The sequence below is a fragment of the Acutalibacter sp. 1XD8-33 genome (genome assembly GCF_003612555.1).
Classification (GTDB): Bacteria; Bacillota; Clostridia; order Oscillospirales; family Acutalibacteraceae; genus Acutalibacter.
Genome location: NZ_RAZF01000007.1, coordinates 65,419 through 86,018 on the forward strand (window position 1 = coordinate 65,419; position 20,600 = coordinate 86,018).

Here is a 20,600-nt window from a genome sequence, read left to right on the forward strand (position 1 = left end):
GTGAACGTTTTACGGTTTTCGCGTAGCCACAACACATTACGCGGTCCAGGGGCGTTAGGCCCCTGGCGTGGCGTGGAGCGGAGCTCCACGGTCTTTCCCTTGACCTTAAACACCTGAGAAGCGCATTTTTGCAAGGGGTGAATTGACGGACGGAGTCCGTCAAGAGGGGACGCTTTTTGCAAGAGAAAAAGCGTCCCCTGGAAACCGGAACCAGCCAGCTCTGGGCGCAACTTCCAGGCCGAAGGCCCATGAATATATATTAAGAAGCCTTGATTTTCGTTTTCAGGAGGAACCAGCCTATGCCCCCCAGATTCATGCCGAGAGGCCCCATCGAAAAGCCCCGGGACCGGAAAAAGGTGCTCATCCGCCTGTGGGGCTATATCTATGCCCACAAATTCATGGCCCTGGGGGCGGTGCTGCTCACCGTGGCCAGCAATCTTCTGGCCCTGCTGGGGCCGTATCTCTCCGGCCGGGCCATCGACGCCATCGGGCTTGTCCCCGGCGGGGTAGACTTTCCCACAGTGTTCTTCTACTGCGGGCTCATGGTGCTGTTCTACGCCATCTCCTCCGCCTTCTCCTACGCCCTGTCCATCCTCATGATCCACCTTAGCCAGAAGATTGTCCGGGAGATGCGCCAGCAGGTTTTCGACCGGCTCACCCTGCTCCCCGTGCGGTACTTTGACCAGCACCAGACCGGGGACATCGTCAGCCACCTCTCCTATGACATCGACACAGTGAACGCCTCCCTCTCAAACGACCTGCTGCAGATCGCCGCCAGCGCCATCACCGTGGTGGGCTCCCTTGTGATGATGATTGCCATCTCCCCCATGCTGGTGCTGGTGTTCGCAGTGACCATCCCGCTGTCCGTGCTGTTCACCCGGTACATGACCCGAAAGGTGCGGCCCCTCTTCCACAAGCGCTCCGTGAAGCTGGGAGAGCTGAACGGCTTTGTAGAGGAGATCATTAGCGGCCAGAAAACCACGAAGGCCTACCACCAGGAGCAAACTATGGTCGGCCGGTTTGATCGGAAAAACAAGGAGGCCGTGGACGCCTACTACAATGCCGACTACTACGGCGCCATGACCGGTCCCTCGGTAAACTTCATCAACAACCTCTCCCTGGCCTTTATCAGCATGTTCGGCGCGGTGCTGTTTCTGCTGCAGCGGATCTCCATCGGGGACCTATCCAGCTTTGTGCTGTACTCCCGGCGGTTCTCCGGCCCCATCAACGAGATGGCCAACATCGTCAGCGAGCTCCAGTCCGCCTGCGCGGCGGCGGAGCGGGTCTTTGACCTGATGGACCAGCCCTCCGAGCCGGAGGACACTCCGGACGCCCTGGAGCTCTCCCATGTGGAGGGGGACGTGCGCATGGAGGGCGTGGGATTTGGCTACGACCCGGACAAGACCATCATCCACAACCTGGACCTGCACGCCCCGCCCGGGGGCCTGACCGCCATCGTGGGCCCCACCGGCGCGGGCAAGACCACCCTGATCAACCTGCTCATGCGCTTCTACGACCCGGACCGGGGACGCATCACCCTGGACGGCCGGGACATCCAGAGCATCACCCGAAAGAGCCTGCGGCTCTCCTACGCCATGGTCCTCCAGGACACCTGGCTCTTTACGGGCACGGTCTTTGAGAATCTGGCGTACGGCAAAAAGGACGCCCGCCGGGAGGACGTGGAGGCCGCGGCCAAGGCGGCCCGGATCCACCGGTACATAAAGGCCCTTCCCCAGGGCTACGACACCATCCTGGACGAGAACGGCATCAATATCTCCCAGGGCCAGAAGCAGCTGCTGACCATTGCCAGGGCCATGCTACTGGACGCCCGGATGCTGATCCTGGACGAGGCCACCTCCAACGTAGACACCCGCACCGAGCAGCAGATTCAGGCGGCTATGCGCACCTTGATGAAGGATAAGACCTGCTTTGTCATCGCCCACCGGCTGTCCACCATCCAGAACGCCAACAACATTCTGGTGGTCCGGGACGGAGACATTGTGGAGCAGGGGAACCACCAGGAGCTGATGGCCAAAAACGGCTTCTACGCAAGCCTGTATAATTCTCAGTTTCAGTGAGCAAACGTACCCGGAAGGCGCCGAATCTTCCGGGTACTGCTATTGAAACCGGTTTGATGCAGGAGAGACTTGCGTTCATAGCCGAAAAGAAACGGCTTAGACCCTGTTTGCGGGTTATAGAAGATGCCTGCATTACAAATTCTTCTGTGCCGAAGTATGCGAGTACGGCTATTTATTGCAGCTCTGGCAGGCCAAGTTCTTTTAAAAACTGATTGTGCTTTTTTTTTGCGTCGATAATGTCCTGCTCAATATGGTCCAGGTCCTTTTTTACCTCGGTCAGGTCAATAGGTTCCTCCTCTTCAGCCGTGTTTACATAATGGGAGATATTCAGGTTAAAACGGTGCCCGCTGATTTCCTTCATGGAAACCCGGCGGGAGTACCTGCTATCTTCCTCTTTCCGGAACTGATAGGTTTCAACAATTCGGTCGATATGCTCCGGCAGGAGGACGTTTTGGCGCTTTCCCTTCTCATAATGCTTGCTTGCGTTGATAAATAGCACGTCATCGAATTTTCTGCGCTTTTTAAGCACAAGAATGCAGACGGGTATTCCGGTGGAAAAGAATAGATTGGCCGGCAGGCCTATAACCGCGTCAATGCTGCCATCCTTCAGCAGCTTTGTCCGGATTCGTTCTTCCACACCGCCGCGAAAGAGAACGCCGTGGGGCAGAATGATTGCCATCGTTCCATCGTCGCTTAAAAAGTGGAAGCCGTGCAGCAAAAAAGCAAAGTCAGCCGCTGACTTTGGAGCAAGCCCGTAGCTCTTAAAGCGGAAGTCCTCCGCCAGAGTGTCGTCAGGGCTCCAACGATAGCTAAATGGAGGATTGGCCACAACCGCGTCGCATTTTAGCTTTTTGGCTGGGTTCATCTCGCTGAGGATGGGCCAGTCATTGGTCAGGGAGTCTCCGTGGAAAATCTGAAATTCGGAATCTTTAAAGCCGTGCAGCAGCATGTTCATACGGGCTAGGTTATACGTTGTAATGTTTTTTTCCTGCCCATAGATTTGCCCGATACGATTAGGGCCAAGCTGCTTTTGAACGTTGATGAGGAGCGAGCCCGACCCGCAGGCAAAATCCAAGAGATTGCGGATAAAGGTCTTTTTGCCGTTTTGGGGATCTTGGCTGTCCAGAATGACAATGCGGGAAAGAATGGTGGAGATTTGCTGGGGCGTATAGAATTCCCCAGCTTTTTTGCCAGAGCCGGCGGCAAACTGTCCAATTAAATATTCATACGCGTCTCCCAAGAGGTCGGTTTCATTTGTAAATCCGGCGAGCCCTTCGGCAATTTGCGTTATGATGGAGCACAGCATTCCATTGCGCGCCTCATAATTCCTCCCGAGCTTTTCAGAATCCAGATTCACCTCCGAGAACAGACCGCGAAAGGTGCTGTCAAAAGATTCGTTTTCGATAAATTTAAAGCCCCTTTGCAGGATATTTAAGAGCTGGTTGCTTTGCGTTCTGGCCAGTTCATATATAGTGCTCCACAAATAGTAAGGCTGTATGACAAAATGGACCTTCCGGCGCATTTGCTTTTCAAACTCGGTTATCTGGTCCAAATTTCTGATATACCAAACTCCCAGCGGGGTCAGTTTGCCGCTCTCAAGCAGGACTTCATAGTCGTCAATCCGCGCTTGCCGCGCTTGTTGAATGGCTGTTTTGTCGGTTTCGTTTTCTTTTACTGGCAGCTTTTCTACCGGCAATGATTCAAAATAGTCTATTACCCGCCGCTTCAATTCGGCTATGATTTCATTCCGGGTTTCGTCATTAGCAGCCACAATTTCCTTTTCACAGATGGCATAGTCCTTTCCAAGCTCCTTTTGGGCGGCTGTTTCATAATTGTCGGAGAGATAGCGCAGAAAAAGAAACGACAGCATGTAATCCCGAAAGTCGTCCGCGTTCATCGCTCCCCGGAGCTTGTCGGCAATGCCCCAAAGAGTTTTTCCCAGTTCTTTTTGATTTGCGTCGTTCATGGCGGGCACCTCTATTCCTCTGTAAACAAGTCGTCGTTAAATTTGTAAGTTTCCAAAAATCCAGCCAGCGCCTTTCTGAACAGAGCCTTATTATCGGCCACCATTTCAATAGGCTGAAATACGGAATGATTGCCATGGCTTAACAGATTGATGATCCGTGCGTAGATTATGCCGTCTAAATCGTCCTCTTCCCACTTTATACATGCTGAAAAATGATTAAATCCATGAAAAGCGGCGGTTTTTTCCAGGACATTTCTCAAAATATTAAAATGATAGGTGTAAATTTTCCCGCTGTCCGCAGCCCTCTTTAATTCTTTTATCAAAGCGATATGATGGAAGAAGGGGGTATCCCCTGTATTTTTCACAATATATTTTCCTGTTTCTTTGTTAAAACTTAGGAACCGGCTTGCCGTGCTCTCTTTTTTCAGTTCATTATGCATCACATTAAAAAATAACGCGTGATGGGTGGAGATGACCGTTTTAGTCCGGCAGTCCTTAAGCAGTTCCGCCAGCTGGCACGCCATCGCGACGACATTGTTGTCATCAAGCGAGGAGACCGGATCATCTATGTAGATATACTTAACCCAGTCGTAGGACAGGGATTCCAGCTTTACCAGCTGTATAATGGCAAGAAAAAAGCACCAGATAAACATGTTTTCTTCGCCGCGGGAGATCTTGATCCCACTGACGGTTTCTAGCCCCTCCCTGGTTCTCACTTCCCGTGAAAAGTTGACATATCCCTCGTCATAATTGATGGTAAAATCAAAGTCGACATGGACCCGCAAAAATTCCCGGATATGAGTGTCCATCTCAAGATCCCTCAGCCCGTCGAAGAAGCGGGAGTCCGTGTTGAAAAGCAGGCGCCTGTCCGTGTCCTCATACAAATCATTGTACCAGGTAAAAAGATCCTCGGTAAAGGCGTTGTAATATAGGGTGTCCCGGGTTGTTTCTTTGCTTCCGGAAACTTTCTTCTTGCCCAAATCCTTAAATTCCCCTGAAAGTCTGGTTTTTCCGGTCCCGTTATAAGCAAAAAGGAGGAAGTAATTTTTTGTGTCGGGTGTATCCGACGTGCCAAGGCTATCCCGGATATTTTTTGCCAGGCCTTTCAGGCTTGCAAACTGTTTTGTGCTCATTATATTTACCTCCTCAATAGAGGAAAAAGCCCTTGCACCAGGCCCCTTTTATGATTTCGCAAGGCTTGCGTTTTTTGAGCCTGCGCGGTGATCCATTCATCAAGAGTAGAAAAACAGGCGGCGATTTTTTGCTGTTCGCCGCTCTCTATATTGGGAAACAGGACCAGTGTTTCTTTTAATTCAGAAAAATGCCTTTTGTAGCTATCAGACTTTATCGGATGAAAAGAGAGATAATGAAATAGAAATTCTACGCTGATTCTTTTTTTCGCTGACAAAATTTTTATTCCATCGGCGCCTTGAGCAAAAGGCCTGTCAATCAGCTTTATAATACAGGTGTGATCCCCGAAAATCAATAATTTTTGTTCGAATTTTACTACGGCGCCGGCATCATTCGTCCATCCGCAAATCAAATCCTGCCCTTGATCTATAATTGGGAATTTGCCGTTGGCCTGGTATTCAGAAGAGGGGATTTTTTTTGGCGGTGTAATGACGGAGACCAGCTTTGATACATAAGCCGTTTCCCACTCCCCACAATCGCGGAACTCCGGAAATCTCCACTCTGGAATGGTTTTGCCCGCAGCAGGGAAGAGCTTCTGCATCAAGCCTTTTTTGTAGTCCTTCAGCGTGGATAGCTTCTTATCCTCCGCAGCAATCCATTTATCAAGGAAAGAGAGGCAGTCGGCGACTTTTTGTTGCTCCTTTTTATCGGGTCTGGGCAGCAATATCGTGGAAAACTGACGATAGCTGACCATTTTGCCATCTCGTATTCCCTCAAGGTCTTTTTTTAAATCCTGGATAAATCTATAAGACTTGAAATAATATTTGTAATATCTCTCTTCAATATCGACCCTTTTTCGCAGAATGATATAGGCGGGACTGCAAATGCCGTGATATACGGAATATTCAATGCCGCCCTGGAACGACCTTAGGGAAATTATAAAATCGCCTTTTTCCACCACTTTATAGCTTTCCAGGCTTTTGGCAGAAACGGAAACGGTATAATCAATCTTATCTCTTGGAATTGCGCCATATTCTTGAGAAATAGCGAGGATCGGTAAATCAGCGCGATGATTTCGATTGTTGACCTGCTTAAAAAGCAAGTTTGCGTTTTCAAAAAGAGGAGGGCCGTTTTCCACAAACTCCGAAAATCTATATTTCAGGTGGAACGCTATCTTTTCTTTTTTACTCATACGCTTTTAGCCCCACAATCTCCTGGCCACCGGCCAACTTTTTCAGCAGTGGAATTAAGTCATCCATCAGATCCAATTCCTTTTTGATTCTATCGCGCCAACTAAGATCAAGGGGCTCCAATAAGTCGCTTAGCTTTTCGCCGTCAAAAATCTTTCTTTCCATAATGCCGTTGACAAAGGTTTGCAAAGAATCCGCCTCAAGACCGTATTTCTGGGAAAGCGCCCCAAGTTCATCTACTGATTTTTTAGCTTTGAACTTATGATAGCCGTCCATAACTTCTTGTTCTGTAAGGCCCTGATGGTTCTCAAAAGTTTTGATATATCTGTCGAGTTCCTCGATATACGCTTCAATGTCCTTCCGCTCTTCCATCAAATTAGAGGTAGAAGCAATGAGATCCACCAATTCCTTTTTTGTCATCTTTTCTTTTTGAGAAACATTGGGCTGGGTGTATCGAGAAAGAAGCGCCATGATGTAGTCATAATCAATAATGGCCGAAGAAAACAGAACAAACTCAAAATCAAGCCGCGCTGCTTCTGGCTCTTGATCTGGAAGCCCCTTGCCCTGCTGCTCTTTTAGTCTTTCGGCGGTTTCAAGATAGGCTCCTCGGAACGCCCGCAAGGTGTCCTCAGGCAGCAGCCCGGCAATGATGCCCGCCTGCTCTTTGCCTATTTCCGTATATTGGTCCAGTTGGGTTTTTAACCGCTGCACTTCTTTAAATTCATCAATGAATTCCGCACGGGCGGCATCCCCCTTCAGATTGCTCACTTCCTCCGGCCTATAGGCAAGGCCCTGGGATTTCATAAACCGTTTAAGCGCTGTAACGGCTTTTTCCAGCCTTTCAACCACAACCGGGGCCGGATCCACAAGCCAGATTTCTTTGACCCTTTCCGCGTTTTCCCTGCCGGAAAACAGCTTGATGGCGTCATCGACTTCCGCTTCCAGACCTCTAAAGTCGATGATATTCCCATATGGCTTTGTGGGATTCAGCACACGATTGGTCCTGGAGAAGGCTTGGATTAGGCCGTGCTGCTTGAGGTTTTTATCCACATACAATGTGTTTAAATATTTGGAGTCAAATCCGGTCAGCAGCATGTCGACCACAATGACGATGTCGATCTTGTTTTCATGGGGATAATCCCCATTGCCGTATTGCTGATCCTTAATGCGTTTCTGCACATCCTGATAGTACAGGTCAAACTCGTTTATGCTGTGGTTTGTTCCATATTTTCCGTTGTAATCTGCAATAATCCTTCTCAGCGCCGCTTTTTTCTTGTCGGGATTTTCCCGATTGTCAGCTTTTTCCTGCTCAAGATCCTCTTGCAGCTGTTTCACGTCCTTATTCCCCTCCGCCGGTGGAGAAAAAACGCAGGCAACGTTAAGGGGAGTAAAGTTTTCGCGGTCCCGCGCGAATCTTTTTTGCAGCGCTTGAAACAGGTCAAAGTATTCAATTGCCCCGTTGATAGAAGCTGTAGCGAAAATCGCGTTATAGCGGCGGCCAAAGGTCAGGGCGTCGTGTTTTGAAAGGATGGCTTCCACAATTTTCGTTTTGCTGATTGCGGAGCCGGCCTTCGCCGCTTTTTTCCAGTCGTTAGGCTTAAAATAGTCGATGTGGAAACGCAGCACGTTGCCATCGTCAATGGCGTTGGTAATCGTGTAGGTATGCAGCTCCTGCTGGAACACGTCCTTGGTTGTTCTGTAAGAGCCGATGGTGCCGTCTATTTTTTTGTAGGTGGAATTTTCGTCAAAGATTGGGGTTCCAGTAAAACCAAAAAGCTGTGCTTTTGGGAAGAAGCTCTTAATCGCGTCGTGGTTTTCCCCAAATTGGGAACGATGGCATTCGTCAAAAATGATGACGATGCGCTTGTTCTGGAGCTTGGCCAGTCTTTCTTTAAATGTGGGCTGGCCCTTCCTTTTTTTCTCCTGGTTTTTTTTGCTGCTCTCATCCAGGGCCAACCCCAGCTTCTGAATGGTAGTCACGATCACTTTATCCTTATAGTCGTCGGAGGTGAGACGCCTGACCAGGCTTTCGGTGTTGGTATTCTCCTCCACGCAGCCCTCCTGAAATTTGTTGAATTCCAAACGGGTCTGCCGGTCCAGATCTTTCCGGTCCACAACAAAGAGACATTTTTCGATTTCCGGATTATCCTTCAAAAGCGTAGATGCTTTAAAGGATGTAAGGGTCTTTCCGCTCCCGGTGGTATGCCAGATATACCCGTTTCCTCTATTTTCATCGATACAGTCCAGGATTGCTTTCACAGCATAAATCTGATAGGGGCGCATAATGATCAATTTCTGTTCACTGGCCATCAGCACGATGTACCGGCTGATCAATTCTCCCAGGGCGAATTTTGGTAAAAAGCTTGCGGTGAATTCATAGAGATTGGATATCTTTCTGTTTTCCCTGTCGGCAAACTCATAGACAGGCAAGAACCTCTCATCTGCGTGAAAGCAAAAATGCTCTGTATGATTATTTGCAAAATAGTAGGTCTTGGTTTCGTTGCTTACAATAAAGAGCTGCATAAAGCACAACAAAGAATTTGTATAGCCGTTTCCAGGGTCGTTTTTGTAATGGACAATTTGCTCCATGGCTTTTTTAGGGGAGATCTGTAATGTTTTCAGCTCAATCTGGACAACCGGGATGCCGTTGATTAGGAGAATGACATCATAGCGGTGGCTGCTGTGGTCTGTGTTAATCCGTAACTGATTGACTACCTCAAATTCGTTTTTGCACCAATCCCGCAAATTTAGAAGGGTGTATTGCAGGGGGGTGTCGTCGTCACGTTTGAAGGTGTTCACTTCCCGCAGAGCTTTGGCGGCGGCAAACACGCCGGAGGTTATGATGCTGTCCCGCAGCCGCGTGAACTCGGAATCGCTCAGGTTAACACGATTGGATCTTTCAAAATGCGCTCTGAAATTCGCTTCCAGGGAAGCCTTATCTTTAATATCTTCCCGATATTTATACTTCAAGTTCCGCAGGCTATTAATAAAATTTATCTCAATTTCCCGTTCGGATCTCATGGCGGGAGTCCTCCTTTCCTGGCGAAATAGCGGTTATCACGAAAGACGGCTTGCCTTTTTGCCGCACATAAAGCATATCCGGCCCAGCACACTTCAGACATACAACCGCAGGGCCTTTCTATCCTCTATGGTTACATCTCGTCGGGAACGGAAAGGCCCCGGCGCATTATTGCCCATACAAGAACGCGTGGCGCATATAGTATTCCACCTGCTGAAATTCTAAAATCCGTTCCGCTGTCTCTCCTTCCGGTTCTGGCAGATAGCTGCCCTCTGCCGTTACGCAGGTCCCATTGGGCTGAATCACCGGCAGGTCCGCCATCAGCTCGTCTGTATACTGCATATAGGCGGGCCCGTCCCAGCCGCACAGCTGGAACACCTGGTTCATAAGGAAGCACGGGGAAATGTCTGGCCCCTCTCCGGCAAAATCATTGCCTAAGATCTTCTTAGCCGCGTCATTAGCCCAGATCAGGTAGCGGGTAGAGTAGTAGTTCAGAAAGCCCTCCTTGTGGTCCTGGCCCAGGTCAATCCCCATCTCCTGGTAGGCGCTGTTTCCGTCTCCCATCCAGGGGTTATGGTCCCCAAATACCACGATCACCACCGGCCGGTCCAGTTCCCGGTAAGAGTCTACAAACGCTGCCAGCTCCTCGCTGGTGGACTTCACTGAGCCCAGATAGTTGTTCACAATGTTCTCCGTCTCCTGGCTATATTTTCCGGGCTGGATGAAGTCCTGGCCCCAGTCGTTCACGCCGGTATTATAGGGGCCATGGCCCTGGTAGGTGACGGAAAAGGAGAAATAGGGGGCTTGGGATGCCTCCACAGCCTCCTGGTGCAGGCGGAACATCTCCGGGAACAAAATCTTGTCCCGGGCAATATTGCCCCCGGCCAGCTCCCCGTAATGTTCCTCAAAAAACAGGTAGTCATCCAGACCCAGGTTGGGGTTGATGTTGACCCGGTTATAGAACCAGTTGTAGCAAGGGTGGCTTCCTGTGGCGGCATACCCTTGGCTCTTAAAGTACCAGGGATAGGAATTGGTGGCCCGGCGGAAGCTGCTAAGAGTCTCGTACCCCGTCAAAAAGGATCGCTCGGTTTTCACTGTGCCCGCCGCAAACACACTGGTAACCAAGTTACCGGTGAAACTTTCTGCTTCCAAAGCGTGATAGGAGGCATAGAGATCCTGGACAAAGGGGATTTCTTCAAATTTAGAGAGATCGTTATACGCCTCCAGCATAACGGAAACCATGTCTACCCGTTTTTCCTTTGGAATTTCCCGGTCCTCATACTTTGCCAGCAGGGCTTGGGCCGCTTCCTTATGATAGCCTTCGGGAGGCGTTTCGAAGGCACTCTTCACGCTATATAAAAAAGGATAGACAAACCCCTTGGACGTATAAACGTCTGTAGCGGACCACCGGTTGGCGTGGTCGAAATTGGCGGTATGGGTGGAGTAGACCCGATTGTCCCCGTATACCTTAGACAAGGGAAATACTGCGGCCAGCAAAACCGCCGCCAAGGCAAACCGGAGCCAGCCCGCCCGAAAGCTGGCTTGGAGGTTCTTAAAAAACACCGGCCGAAACCTTCCCCGCCCGCAGAAGAAGATCACCACGCCCCAGCCCACAATACAGGCCAACGCCGCCGCCAGCATCGGGGTCATAAACAGGCTGTAGCGCCCCAGCATATTCCCGGCCTCTTTTGCCAAAAGCAGGTCCTCGAACATGAGGGGGTCGTTGCGGAATTGCAGCTTGAACCAGTTGGCCAGGGCCAATCCAAACACGCCCGCCCCCGTGATTCCGTAGGCGATCACGGCACGGTTGGTGAGAAACCACAGAAAGAAGCACAAAAGGACCGGCGGCAGCAGGTTCAGAGTCATGAGCAGAGGACGCTTCAGATAGCTCTGCAGCATTAGGGCACGGTTGGCTGTCACGGAGAAGCATAAGGTCAGCAGGCCCACGCCCAGGGCTCCTGCCAGAAGCAGCAGGGCGGTGAACCATTTCTTTTGAAACAGGGCGGCAAGTTTGGCCCGCAGCCCCGGATTTTCTCTTTCTTCCAAAATTTTTCCCTCGATTCTTTTTTAAGGGCTTGGGGTTTCATCCCAAACCCCACAAGGGGCCTAGACGCCTGAGACTTGGCTTCGCCAAGTCTTTGACCGCGCAATGTCACTCCTCATTACATTCGTCGTGAAGGTTTTGATGTTTTGACAAGCTAACCTAACAACCGTAAAAGTTTGCGAGTATGTGGGAGAGCTCACTTCATGAACTCTTGAGCTCCACGGTCTTGCCCTTAAACACCTGAGAAGCGTATTTTTGAAGAGGCGAATCATAGTTAACGCTCGCTCCGCTCGGTTAACTATCCGAGTTTTACTTTGCAAAACATCGGCAGGAGGAAATGCAACTGAGAAAAAGTTTCCTGAAATCCCGTCCAATCCCTCTCGGGAGAGTGGAATCCCGCCGCATACCTATTTTTTCGATTATAGCATAGATTTCGTCATTTTGCAAATACCCCCTTGACTTAAACCGCGCTCCAGGTAGTATACTAAATTTTAAAGAATACCAACTATAGAAAGGTAGGATCCATATGGCAAAAGCAAAGGTCTATTTCTCCCGTTCCGTCACCCCCGAGGCGGTACTCCGGCTCTATGACGCCCTGGGTGTGGAGCTTCCCGGCAAGGTAGCGGTCAAGGTCCACTCCGGCGAGGTAGGAAACCAGAACTTCATCCGCCCCGAATTCTGGAAGCCCATGGTGGACAAGGTCCACGGCACCATCGTGGAGTGCAACACCGCCTATGAGGGCAAGCGCAACACCACCGAGGCCCACTGGGGGACCATGAAGCTCCACGGCTGGACGGACATTGCCCCGGTGGACATCATGGACGCCGAGGGGGAGATCTCCCTGCCCGTGGAGGGCGGTCAGCACCTGAAGGAAAACTTCGTGGGCAAAAACCTTGCGAACTACGACTCCATGCTGGTGCTCTCCCATTTCAAGGGGCACCCCATGGGCGGCTTTGGCGGGGCACTGAAAAATATCTCCATCGGCATCGCCTCCTCCCACGGTAAATCTCACATCCACAGCGCAGGCGGAGACATGGGCATGTGGGAGACGGACCACGACTGCTTCCTGGAATCCATGGCGGAATCCGCCCAGTCTATTGTAAAATACTTTAATGGCAAGATCGCCTATGTGAACGTCATGGCCAACATGTCCGTGGACTGCGACTGCTGCGCCGTGGCTGAGGATCCCCAGATCGGCGACATCGGTGTGCTGGCTTCCCTGGACCCCTTGGCTCTGGACCAGGCCTGCCTGGATCTGGTGTATGCCAGTGACGACCCGGGCCGGGACCATCTCATTGAGCGCATTGAGAGCCGCAACGGCGTCCACACTGTGGATACCGCCGAGAAGCTGGGCTTTGCCAACCGGGAGTATGAACTGATCGAGATGGACTAAAGAGACGCTAAGGAAACGCGCTTATAGTTAACGCAGTTCAAAAGACGTAAGATACCTCTTTTGAACCAGCCTGAGGGGGTCATGCCCCCCTCAGGCGCCCGGCTTGAAAATCGGTATTTACCGGTTTTAAGTGCGTTTACTATAAAAACGGGGAATAACTGGGTAAAAAAAGAGAAGGACATCTCGTTATCCGCGAAATGTCCTTCTCTTTTTTTACCATGAATTGGGAATCGTATAGTTAATTAAGTTCAAAAGAATCTTTTGAACTAGACGAGAAGGGAACACCTCCTGAGCCACCGAACTTAAGAACCCGCTTTGTCGGTTTTTAAGTTAATTTACTATTATTTGTCAGAACCTTGCCTTTTCCTGCGGCCCGCGCGGCGCAGGAGGAACCAGCTTCCGGCGGCCGCCGCCAGATAGAGGGGAAGGAACACCGCCAGATGGCCCACGTCCACCGGATAGGGGGCGGGCCAGTTGGGGAACGGGGAGGACCCACCCCGGAAGAACGCCTCGGCCAGGATGGAGCAGGGCATGAAGGCCCCGCCCAGCACGTTCAGCCATTTGACGGCGAAGGGCGGCTTCTCCCCGGACAGGACCTTGCCGATGAAGTACCCCGCCGCGCCCATGGCCTGGGCGCACATGCCCCCCAGAAAGCTGGCGGGGCTCTGGTCCTCGTACCACCCGGCACACCCGGCGAAGAGCCCGATGAAGATTATCGCTGTGGAGGCGATATAGAGCACCCGGCTGCCCAGGCCCCTGTCCGCCTCCTGCTTTTCGGGCTCCACGCCCTTGAGGAGGTAGTCCGTGGTCACGCCAAAGCAGTCGCTGAGGGCGGTGACCTTGTCCAGCTCCGGCATACTCTGCCCGCTCTCCCACTTGCTCACCGCCTGACGGGAGATCCCCAGCCGCTCGGCCAGCTCCTCCTGGGAGAGGCCTCGGGCCTTTCGGAGGCTTTGGATTCTGTCCGCCATTTCCATGATATTCATTGCAATGCGCTCCTTTCGATTTTGTGTCTCTATTTTATCCTAAGGAGCGGTTGCGGCGCAAGGGAGCGGGCCTGGAAATCTGTCAACCAGGGGTTGCGGGGTGGAGGGGGATTTGAGTCTCAGCTGCCGCCTCGGTCGGCGACGGGAAATCGCCACTGGCGATTGTCGCCCCCCTCCGCCCCCACCACCTTTGAGAAAGGTAAGACTTCGTAAAACGAAGTCTACGAAACTTTTACCCACGCCTCGCTTTGCTCGTCGTGAACGTCTTACGGTTTTTTGCCAAGCTATCCTAACCACCGTAAAAGTTTTGGTCGAGCTTTTTCAAAAGCTCGCAGGGGTTTGGGGGTGAGCGTCTGCCAGTGGCAGACACGATGCGAACCGACCGAGCCGACAGGCGAGACCGGCGTCCCCAAGATCTTGGCCTTAAACACCTGAGAAGCGCATTTTTTGAAGGTGAATTGACGCGAAGCGTCAAGAGGAAACGGAGAGTTCATCTCGCCGTGCGAGATGAATCTCTTTTGCAACTGAGAAAAAAGTTTCCTAATCCTGGAGAAAGCCAGCCTGCTCATCTCGCCTCGCTTGGCGCGGTGTGCCGGAGGCCTTCCATCCCCCAAAATTAGTCAAACCTTCGGCTCTCTGTCAGTCCTCCACCTGGGCGGTATAGAGGTGGTAGTACTTGCCCCGCTTCTCCAGCAGCTCCTGGTGGGTGCCCATCTCCCCGATGCCCTTGTCGGCGATGTAGAGGATCCGGTCGCAGTTCTTGATGGTGGACAGCCGGTGGGCGATGATGAAGGAGGTACGCCCCTTCAGCAGAGCCTGCAGGCCCTGCTGCACCAGCTTCTCCGTCTTGGCGTCGATGGAGGAGGTCGCCTCGTCCAGCACCAGGATCTTGGGGTCGGAGAGCAGCGTCCGGGCAAAGGCCACCAGCTGCTTCTGGCCCTGGGAGAGCCGGGAGCCCCGCTCGTTCACCTGGGTCTGGTAGCCCTGCTCCATCTGGGAGATGAACTCGTGGGCGCACACCGTCTTGGCGGCGGCGATCACTTCCTCGTCCGTGGCGTCCAGGCGGCCGTAGCGGATGTTGTCCATAATGGTGCCGGAGAAGATGAAGCTGTCCTGGAGCATGATGCCCATCTGAGAGCGCAGGGAGTGGAGGGTCACCCCGGCGATGTCGTGGCCGTCCAGCAGCAGCTGTCCGCCGGTGAGGTTGTAGAACCGGGAGAGCAGATTTACCACCGTGGTCTTGCCCGCGCCGGTGGGGCCCACCAGGGCCACCGACTCCCCTGGGGTGATGTTCAGGTTGAAGTTCTCCAGCACGTTCACAGAGCCGTCATAGGAGAACACCACGTTCCGGAACTCCACCCCGCCGGTGATGGGGGGCAGCTCCGTGGCGCCGGGGGCGTCGTCCACGGTGATGGGTTCGTCCATCATCTCGAAGATCCGCTCCAGATAGGCCACGGCGTTGATGAAGGTGTTGTACAGGTTGGAGAGGCTGAGCATGGGCTGCCAGAACCGCCAGGCGTAGGAGGCCAGGGCGATGATGGTGCCGATCTGCATGCTGGGCCCCAGAGTGCACAGGCCCACCAGATACATGGCCCCCACCACCCAGGTAGAGATGTTCTCCACAGAGACCCAGATCAGGTTGGAGGTGTACTGGGCCTTCATCCAGGTCCTGCGGCAGTTCTGGTTCAGCCGGTCGTAGATCTCCCCGTTCTCCTCCTCCCGGGTGAAGGCCTGGGTGATCTTCATGCCGTCCAGGCTCTCGTGGAGGTAGGCGTTCAGGTTGGAGCTCTTGTTGGACACATCCTGCCATGCCCGGCGCTGGGCGGGCTTGACCAGAAAGATCACAACGAGCAGCAGGGGGATGCCCGCCATCACCACCAGGGACAGCTTCACGTCGCAGATGAGCATGAAGATGGCGATGAGGATCAGGTTGAAGATCTCCAGCACAAAGTTTATAATACCATTGGAGAGGGCGTCGGAGACGCTATTCACATAGTTGATGACCCGTGTGAGGATCTTCCCGTGGGGCCGGTCGTCGTAGAACTGGAAGGGCAGCTTCTGCAGGTGCTGGAACAGGTCCTTGCGGATGTCGTAGATGATCTCCTGGCCCACCTGGATCATGTACCGGCTGCGGGCAATGGCGAACAGCAGGGAGATGATGATGGAGGCCAGCATACAGGCGGCCAGAATGGCCAGCTCCCTATAGTCCTTGTTGGGCACGGAGACGTTGATTCCCCTCTGCACCAGCAGGGGGCCGATCAGGCCCACTGCGGCGGAAATGGCGGAAAACACCAGAGAGAGGATCATCTTTTTCTTGTGCCGGCCTATGTAGGTGCCTGCCCGGAGCAGATGCTTTATACTGAACGGGGTTTCCAGGTTTTCGTCTACGTCAAAACGATTGCGCGCCATTTAGACCACCTGCCTTTCGCTGCCGGCCTCCTGGCCGTTTTGCAGCAGGAATACCTCCCGGTAATAGCCGGGGGCTTGGGAGAGCTCCTGATGGGTGCCCACCTGGGTGACCCGCCCGTCCTCCAGAATCACGATCTTGTCAGCCCGCTTGGTGGTGGAGATCCGCTGGGCCACGATGATCTTGGTGCAGGGGAAATCCAGGTTCGCCAGCTGCTCCTGGATGTATTTCTCCGTCTCCAGGTCCACCGCGCTGGTGGTGTCGTCCAGAATCAGAATGCTGGGACGCACAGCCAGGGCCCGGGCCAGGGCAATGCGCTGCTTCTGCCCGCCGGAAAGGCCCGTGCCCCGTTCGCCGATGACAGTGTCAAAGCCCTCGGCCAGCTTCTCGGCGAAGTCCACGTCCGCCATTTTGGCGAAGCGTTTCACCTCTTCCTCGGGCATTTTGCTGTCCCCGTAGGCGATGTTCCCGTCCACAGAGTCGGAGAAGAGGAACACATCCTGGGTGGCGATGCCGATGGAGGAGCGCAGGGACTTCAGGTCGTACATCCGCACCGGCGTCCCGTCCACCAGCACCTTTCCGGAGCTGGCGTCCGTAAAGCGGGGGATCATGTTTACAAGGGAGGTCTTGCCGGAGCCGGTGGGGCCCATAACCGCCACGGTTTCTCCAGGATGGATGTCCAGGTTCACATGCTTCAGCACCTCCGTGCCATGAAGCTTGAGACTTACATCCTGGAACTTCACTTCGCCTTTCACCCGGCCCTTGGGCTTTACCGCATCCGGACGGGTGGTGATGGTGGACTTGGCGTAGTAGAGCTCGATGATCTTGTTGGAGCTGGCGAAGAAGCGCTGCAGGTCGTTTAGGTGCATTCCCAGCATCCGCATGGGGTCCACCAGGGTCCAGGTGAGGCCGTTGAACATAGCGAAGGTACCAATGGTGATCCGGCCGCTGATGAGGAACGCGCCCCCTACCAGCAGCACCACCACAGACAAAGACTGGGACAAAGTCTCCACATAGGGGCAGAACTTCAACCACAGCAGAGAGGCAGTTTTGTTGGCCTCTTTATATTCCCGGTTTTTCTCGTCGAACCGGGCGATCTCGTAGTCCTCCCGGGCAAAGGCCTTCACCACCCGGTTGCCGGAGATATTCTCCTGGGCGGCGGTGTTCAGGCTGGAGAGCTTCTCCCGCAGGTCCACATAGAGGGGGTGCACCCGTTTGGAGAACATCAGGGTCAGGGCGAAGATGAACGGGGTGATGGCCAGCATGGTCAGGGCCATCTGCCAGTCCGCTACAAAGAAGGTGATGATTGCTGTGAAGAACATCACCGTGCAGCTGATCAGCTGGCGGATCACCCAGTTCACCGCGTGGCGGATCATGTCCATGTCGCCGGTGAGACGGGTCATCAGGTCGCCGGTGCGGTACTGGCCGTAGAAGGCCTGATCCTGCTCCTGCATGTTCTTATACAGGTCCCGGCGCAGCTGATAGATGAGCTTTTGGGAGCAGTTTTCATAGGTCATGACGGACAGATAGCCGAAGCTGGTGCGGACCAGCACAAAGCCGATCAGCAGGGCAACAAGCCATCCCAGCTGCCGGACCGCTTCCGGCGTGACGGTTCCTGTCTCCTGCAAAGGATAGAACACGGTATCCATGATATTGGCGGTAATCATGGAGTTTCCCAGAGACATGACTGCCAGGACGGCGGTGGAGAATAGGGCGAACACGTAGCGCTTATGGGTGCCGGCCATGCGCGTCCAGACCCATCTGAGCTGGAACATAGATTTTTCCCTCCTTGCAAAACGCAAAGTTCCCTCCTGGGGATATTTTGCTGCTTCTGTTCAAGCAACTTCACCCTATTATAGCGAACGGGCAGAAAAATGAAAGATGTTTTTGCTAAAAATTCAATTTTCGGCATTCTGCCAGTTTTTGCCCAACGATGTCGCTCTGCTTTGACAAATTCAGCATATTGACTTGCAACAAATCTGCTTCCAGTTTTGCCCGTGGTTCCATAACGCTCCCGTTTTTTCCTCTTGACCTTTTCGATAGATCTGGTATGATTTAGATGGGATTCCTTGTTCAAATCTGGCAGAACCACTCCTTTTCCTTTTTGTGCGGCATTCTTTCAAAAATCAGCAGAAAATGGCGTAAACAATCCGGTTTTTGGCAGGACCCTTCAGGTTAAAAGCACTATACTTGTCACTATAGAAAAGACCTGTTTGGGGTCTGGCGGATACGATTTACAGGCCGGCAGGTTCTATAATGCACAGAAAATATTGTGCAGGTGAAAGGATGATTCATCATGGAAAACAGGAAGCCAGTAAAAATGGCGATGATCGGTGTAGGCGCCATCAGCGGCATCTATCTGCAAAACATCACCCATACCTTCCGGGAAGTGGAGCTGGTGGGGGTATGCGACCTTATTCCCGAACGAGCGGAAAAGGGCGCGGCCTATGTGAAGGGCGAGATCGAGAAAGGGGCTCAGGCTCCCCAGCCCAAAATCTATAAAGACATGTATGAGGCATTCAATGACCCGCAGGTAGAGGTTGTCCTCAACCTGACCCGTCCCTATGAGCATTTTGAGGTGACGAAGCAGGCTCTTCTCCACGGCAAGCATGTGTACAGCGAGAAGCCGCTGGGTGTGGATATGGACGAGGCCAGCCAGCTCGTTGCCCTGGCGGAGGAAAAAGGGCTGCGCCTGGGCGGCGCGCCGGACACCTTCATGGGCGCGGGCATCCAGACCGCCCGGCGGCTCATTGACAGCGGCATGATCGGTGATATCGTGGGAGCTAGCTGCGCCATGGTATGCCACGGCCACGAGACCTGGCACCCGGACCCGGAGTTCTACTACAAGCGGGGAGGCGGCCCCATGCTGGACATGGGGCCCTACTACGTCACCGCCCTGGTGCAGCTGCTGGGAGAGGCCAGGGGCGTGATGGGCATGACCAAGCGCTCCTTCCCCCAGCGGCTCATCACCTCCGAGCCCCATCGGGGAGAAATTATTGATGTGGATGTAGACACCTGGCTCTCCGGCAATATCGAATTTTCCAGCGGAGCCGTGGCCCAGGTGTTCACAACCTTCGACGTGCACTATACGGCACAATCCCGTTTTGAGGTATATGGCACAAAGGGCAGCCTGATGGTTCCCGACCCCAACACTTTCGGCGGGCCCGTGCTCCTGCTGCGCCCGGAGGATGCCGCGGCGGCGCCTAAGACCGACCCGGGTCTTGCCCGCCATGGTGTGCCGGACTTCTACCAGGGCTGGAAGGAGATGCCCCTGCTCTTCGACTACCTGGAAAACAGCCGGGGCCTGGGGCTGGCGGACATGTGCAAGGCTCTGCGCACCGGCCGGGACCATCGGGCCAACTACCAGCAGCAGCGCCATGTGTTGGAGATTATGACCAGCTTCTCCCAGTCCTGCGAGAGCAAGGCATATATCCCCATGCAGACCAAATACACCCGCACCGCGCCCATGGAAAACAACCCCATGCACGGAATTTTAGATTAACAGGAGGAACCTACTATGAAAGTTGCTTACACCGGCTGGACCTGGATCCACGGAGACCCTGACACCGCCAAGAAACAGTTGGAGCAGAGTTTCAAAGAGTGCAAATTTTTAGGCTATGACACGGTGGAAAATTTCGCCTTCATCCGGGACTATTACAAGGACGACCCCGGCGAGCTGAAGAAGCTCTGCGCGGACTGCGGCGTGGAGCTGGTAAACCTCTACGGCCACTTCGATTTCGACGTGGAAGGCTCCCTGAAGCGGAGCATGGAGCAGGTGGATTTCCTCTCGGAAATCGGGGGAAAATGGTTCAACTGCCAGAACGGCGGCTTTGGAGACAATGGCCCCAGTGAGCGGCCTACCAACCCTGAAATGCTGGACAAGACCTGTGAGATTGCCAACCGTCTGGGGGAGTATGCCAAAAAGAAGGGGATCACGGTCTGCTTCCACCCTCACTATGGCACCTGCGTGTTCAGCCAGAGCGACATCGACTACTTTGCCGCCCACACCAACCCGGAGTACGTCTCCTTCTGCTTTGACACCGCGCACACCACTCTGGCGGGCATCGACCCTGCGGCCATTATCCGCCAGTACGGGGACCGCGTCGCCTATATGCATTTAAAAGATGTGGATACCTATGCCCTCTCTAAGGCGGAGGGTCCGGCCAAGATGGGAACCTTCCGGGCCCTGGGCCACGGTACGGTGGACTTTCCGGCAGTGAAGGCCGCTCTGGAGGAGATTGGCTACGACGGCGTGCTCTGTGTGGAGCTGGACCGGCCCGAGGTGTGCAATTTCCACTCGGCAGAGGTATCCCGCATCTACCTGCGGGACGTTCTGGGGCTATAGGCGGCATGGCCTGAACGGCATTTCTACACGATAAATCCACC

The 20,600-nt window shown here is 53.4% G+C and carries 12 protein-coding genes; 4 read left to right on the top strand and 8 right to left on the bottom strand.

Annotated features, from left to right (window positions below; genetic code table 11):
- Window positions 1-299 precede the first annotated feature (299 nt).
- A complete protein-coding gene (locus D7X94_RS07355; RefSeq protein ID WP_199715039.1) occupies window positions 300-2,078 on the top strand; it encodes an ABC transporter ATP-binding protein in 1,779 nt (592 codons plus the stop codon).
- A 172-nt stretch (window positions 2,079-2,250) separates the two neighbouring features.
- On the opposite strand, the gene D7X94_RS07360 is transcribed toward D7X94_RS07355, so the two are convergent.
- The 5 genes from D7X94_RS07360 to D7X94_RS07380 all read right to left on the bottom strand — a co-directional run bounded on the left by D7X94_RS07360 (window position 2,251) and on the right by D7X94_RS07380 (window position 11,430).
- On the bottom strand, window positions 2,251-4,044 hold the full coding sequence (locus tag D7X94_RS07360; protein ID WP_120427086.1) for a type I restriction-modification system subunit M: 1,794 nt from the start codon (window positions 4,042-4,044) through the stop codon (window positions 2,251-2,253).
- Between the two features lie 11 nt (window positions 4,045-4,055).
- On the bottom strand, window positions 4,056-5,177 hold the full coding sequence (locus D7X94_RS07365; RefSeq protein WP_199715041.1) for an AAA family ATPase: 1,122 nt from the start codon (window positions 5,175-5,177) through the stop codon (window positions 4,056-4,058).
- Between the two features lie 5 nt (window positions 5,178-5,182).
- Window positions 5,183-6,367 carry a restriction endonuclease subunit S gene (locus D7X94_RS07370; protein WP_120427088.1) on the bottom strand — a complete coding sequence of 395 codons (1,185 nt, stop codon included), beginning with the start codon at window positions 6,365-6,367 and terminating at the stop codon, window positions 5,183-5,185.
- Entirely contained in the window at window positions 6,360-9,386 is a 3,027-nt protein-coding gene (locus tag D7X94_RS07375) for a type I restriction endonuclease subunit R (RefSeq protein ID WP_120427089.1), read from the bottom strand. Before D7X94_RS07375 ends, D7X94_RS07370 begins: the two co-directional genes overlap by 8 nt.
- 166 nt (window positions 9,387-9,552) lie before the next feature.
- Entirely contained in the window at window positions 9,553-11,430 is a 1,878-nt protein-coding gene (locus D7X94_RS07380; protein ID WP_120427090.1) for an LTA synthase family protein, read from the bottom strand.
- A gap of 524 nt (window positions 11,431-11,954) precedes the next feature.
- On the opposite strand from D7X94_RS07380, the gene D7X94_RS07385 reads away from it, so the two are divergent.
- On the top strand, window positions 11,955-12,821 hold the full coding sequence (locus tag D7X94_RS07385; protein WP_120427091.1) for a DUF362 domain-containing protein: 867 nt from the start codon (window positions 11,955-11,957) through the stop codon (window positions 12,819-12,821).
- A gap of 341 nt (window positions 12,822-13,162) precedes the next feature.
- Here the strand turns inward: D7X94_RS07385 and D7X94_RS07390 are convergent, their stop codons facing one another.
- From D7X94_RS07390 to D7X94_RS07400, 3 genes are all read right to left on the bottom strand, one after another.
- A complete protein-coding gene (locus tag D7X94_RS07390; RefSeq protein WP_243111222.1) occupies window positions 13,163-13,807 on the bottom strand; it encodes a helix-turn-helix domain-containing protein in 645 nt (214 codons plus the stop codon).
- A gap of 639 nt (window positions 13,808-14,446) precedes the next feature.
- Window positions 14,447-16,216 carry an ABC transporter ATP-binding protein gene (locus tag D7X94_RS07395; protein WP_120427092.1) on the bottom strand — a complete coding sequence of 590 codons (1,770 nt, stop codon included), beginning with the start codon at window positions 16,214-16,216 and terminating at the stop codon, window positions 14,447-14,449.
- Window positions 16,217-17,989 (bottom strand): ABC transporter ATP-binding protein, encoded by a 1,773-nt coding sequence (locus tag D7X94_RS07400; RefSeq protein WP_120427093.1) that lies wholly within the window; start codon window positions 17,987-17,989, stop codon window positions 16,217-16,219.
- A 521-nt stretch (window positions 17,990-18,510) separates the two neighbouring features.
- Here D7X94_RS07400 and D7X94_RS07405 point away from each other — a divergent pair.
- Both D7X94_RS07405 and D7X94_RS07410 read left to right on the top strand, forming a co-directional pair.
- Window positions 18,511-19,716 carry a Gfo/Idh/MocA family protein gene (locus D7X94_RS07405; protein ID WP_120427094.1) on the top strand — a complete coding sequence of 402 codons (1,206 nt, stop codon included), beginning with the start codon at window positions 18,511-18,513 and terminating at the stop codon, window positions 19,714-19,716.
- A 15-nt stretch (window positions 19,717-19,731) separates the two neighbouring features.
- Entirely contained in the window at window positions 19,732-20,559 is an 828-nt protein-coding gene (locus D7X94_RS07410) for a sugar phosphate isomerase/epimerase family protein (protein WP_120427095.1), read from the top strand.
- The last annotated feature ends 41 nt before the right edge of the window (window positions 20,560-20,600 follow it).

Excerpts from the sequence above, each read along its gene's own strand:
- D7X94_RS07355 (WP_199715039.1), top strand. The coding sequence starts at position 300 with ATGCCCCCCAGATTCATGCCGAGAGGCCCCATCGAAAAGCCCCGGGAC.
- D7X94_RS07360 (WP_120427086.1), bottom strand. The coding sequence starts at position 4,044 with ATGAACGACGCAAATCAAAAAGAACTGGGAAAAACTCTTTGGGGCATT.
- D7X94_RS07365 (WP_199715041.1), bottom strand. The coding sequence starts at position 5,177 with ATGAGCACAAAACAGTTTGCAAGCCTGAAAGGCCTGGCAAAAAATATC.
- D7X94_RS07370 (WP_120427088.1), bottom strand. The coding sequence starts at position 6,367 with ATGAGTAAAAAAGAAAAGATAGCGTTCCACCTGAAATATAGATTTTCG.
- D7X94_RS07375 (WP_120427089.1), bottom strand. The coding sequence starts at position 9,386 with ATGAGATCCGAACGGGAAATTGAGATAAATTTTATTAATAGCCTGCGG.
- D7X94_RS07385 (WP_120427091.1), top strand. The coding sequence starts at position 11,955 with ATGGCAAAAGCAAAGGTCTATTTCTCCCGTTCCGTCACCCCCGAGGCG.
- D7X94_RS07390 (WP_243111222.1), bottom strand. The coding sequence starts at position 13,807 with ATGAATATCATGGAAATGGCGGACAGAATCCAAAGCCTCCGAAAGGCC.
- D7X94_RS07395 (WP_120427092.1), bottom strand. The coding sequence starts at position 16,216 with ATGGCGCGCAATCGTTTTGACGTAGACGAAAACCTGGAAACCCCGTTC.
- D7X94_RS07400 (WP_120427093.1), bottom strand. The coding sequence starts at position 17,989 with ATGTTCCAGCTCAGATGGGTCTGGACGCGCATGGCCGGCACCCATAAG.
- D7X94_RS07405 (WP_120427094.1), top strand. The coding sequence starts at position 18,511 with ATGGAAAACAGGAAGCCAGTAAAAATGGCGATGATCGGTGTAGGCGCC.
- D7X94_RS07410 (WP_120427095.1), top strand. The coding sequence starts at position 19,732 with ATGAAAGTTGCTTACACCGGCTGGACCTGGATCCACGGAGACCCTGAC.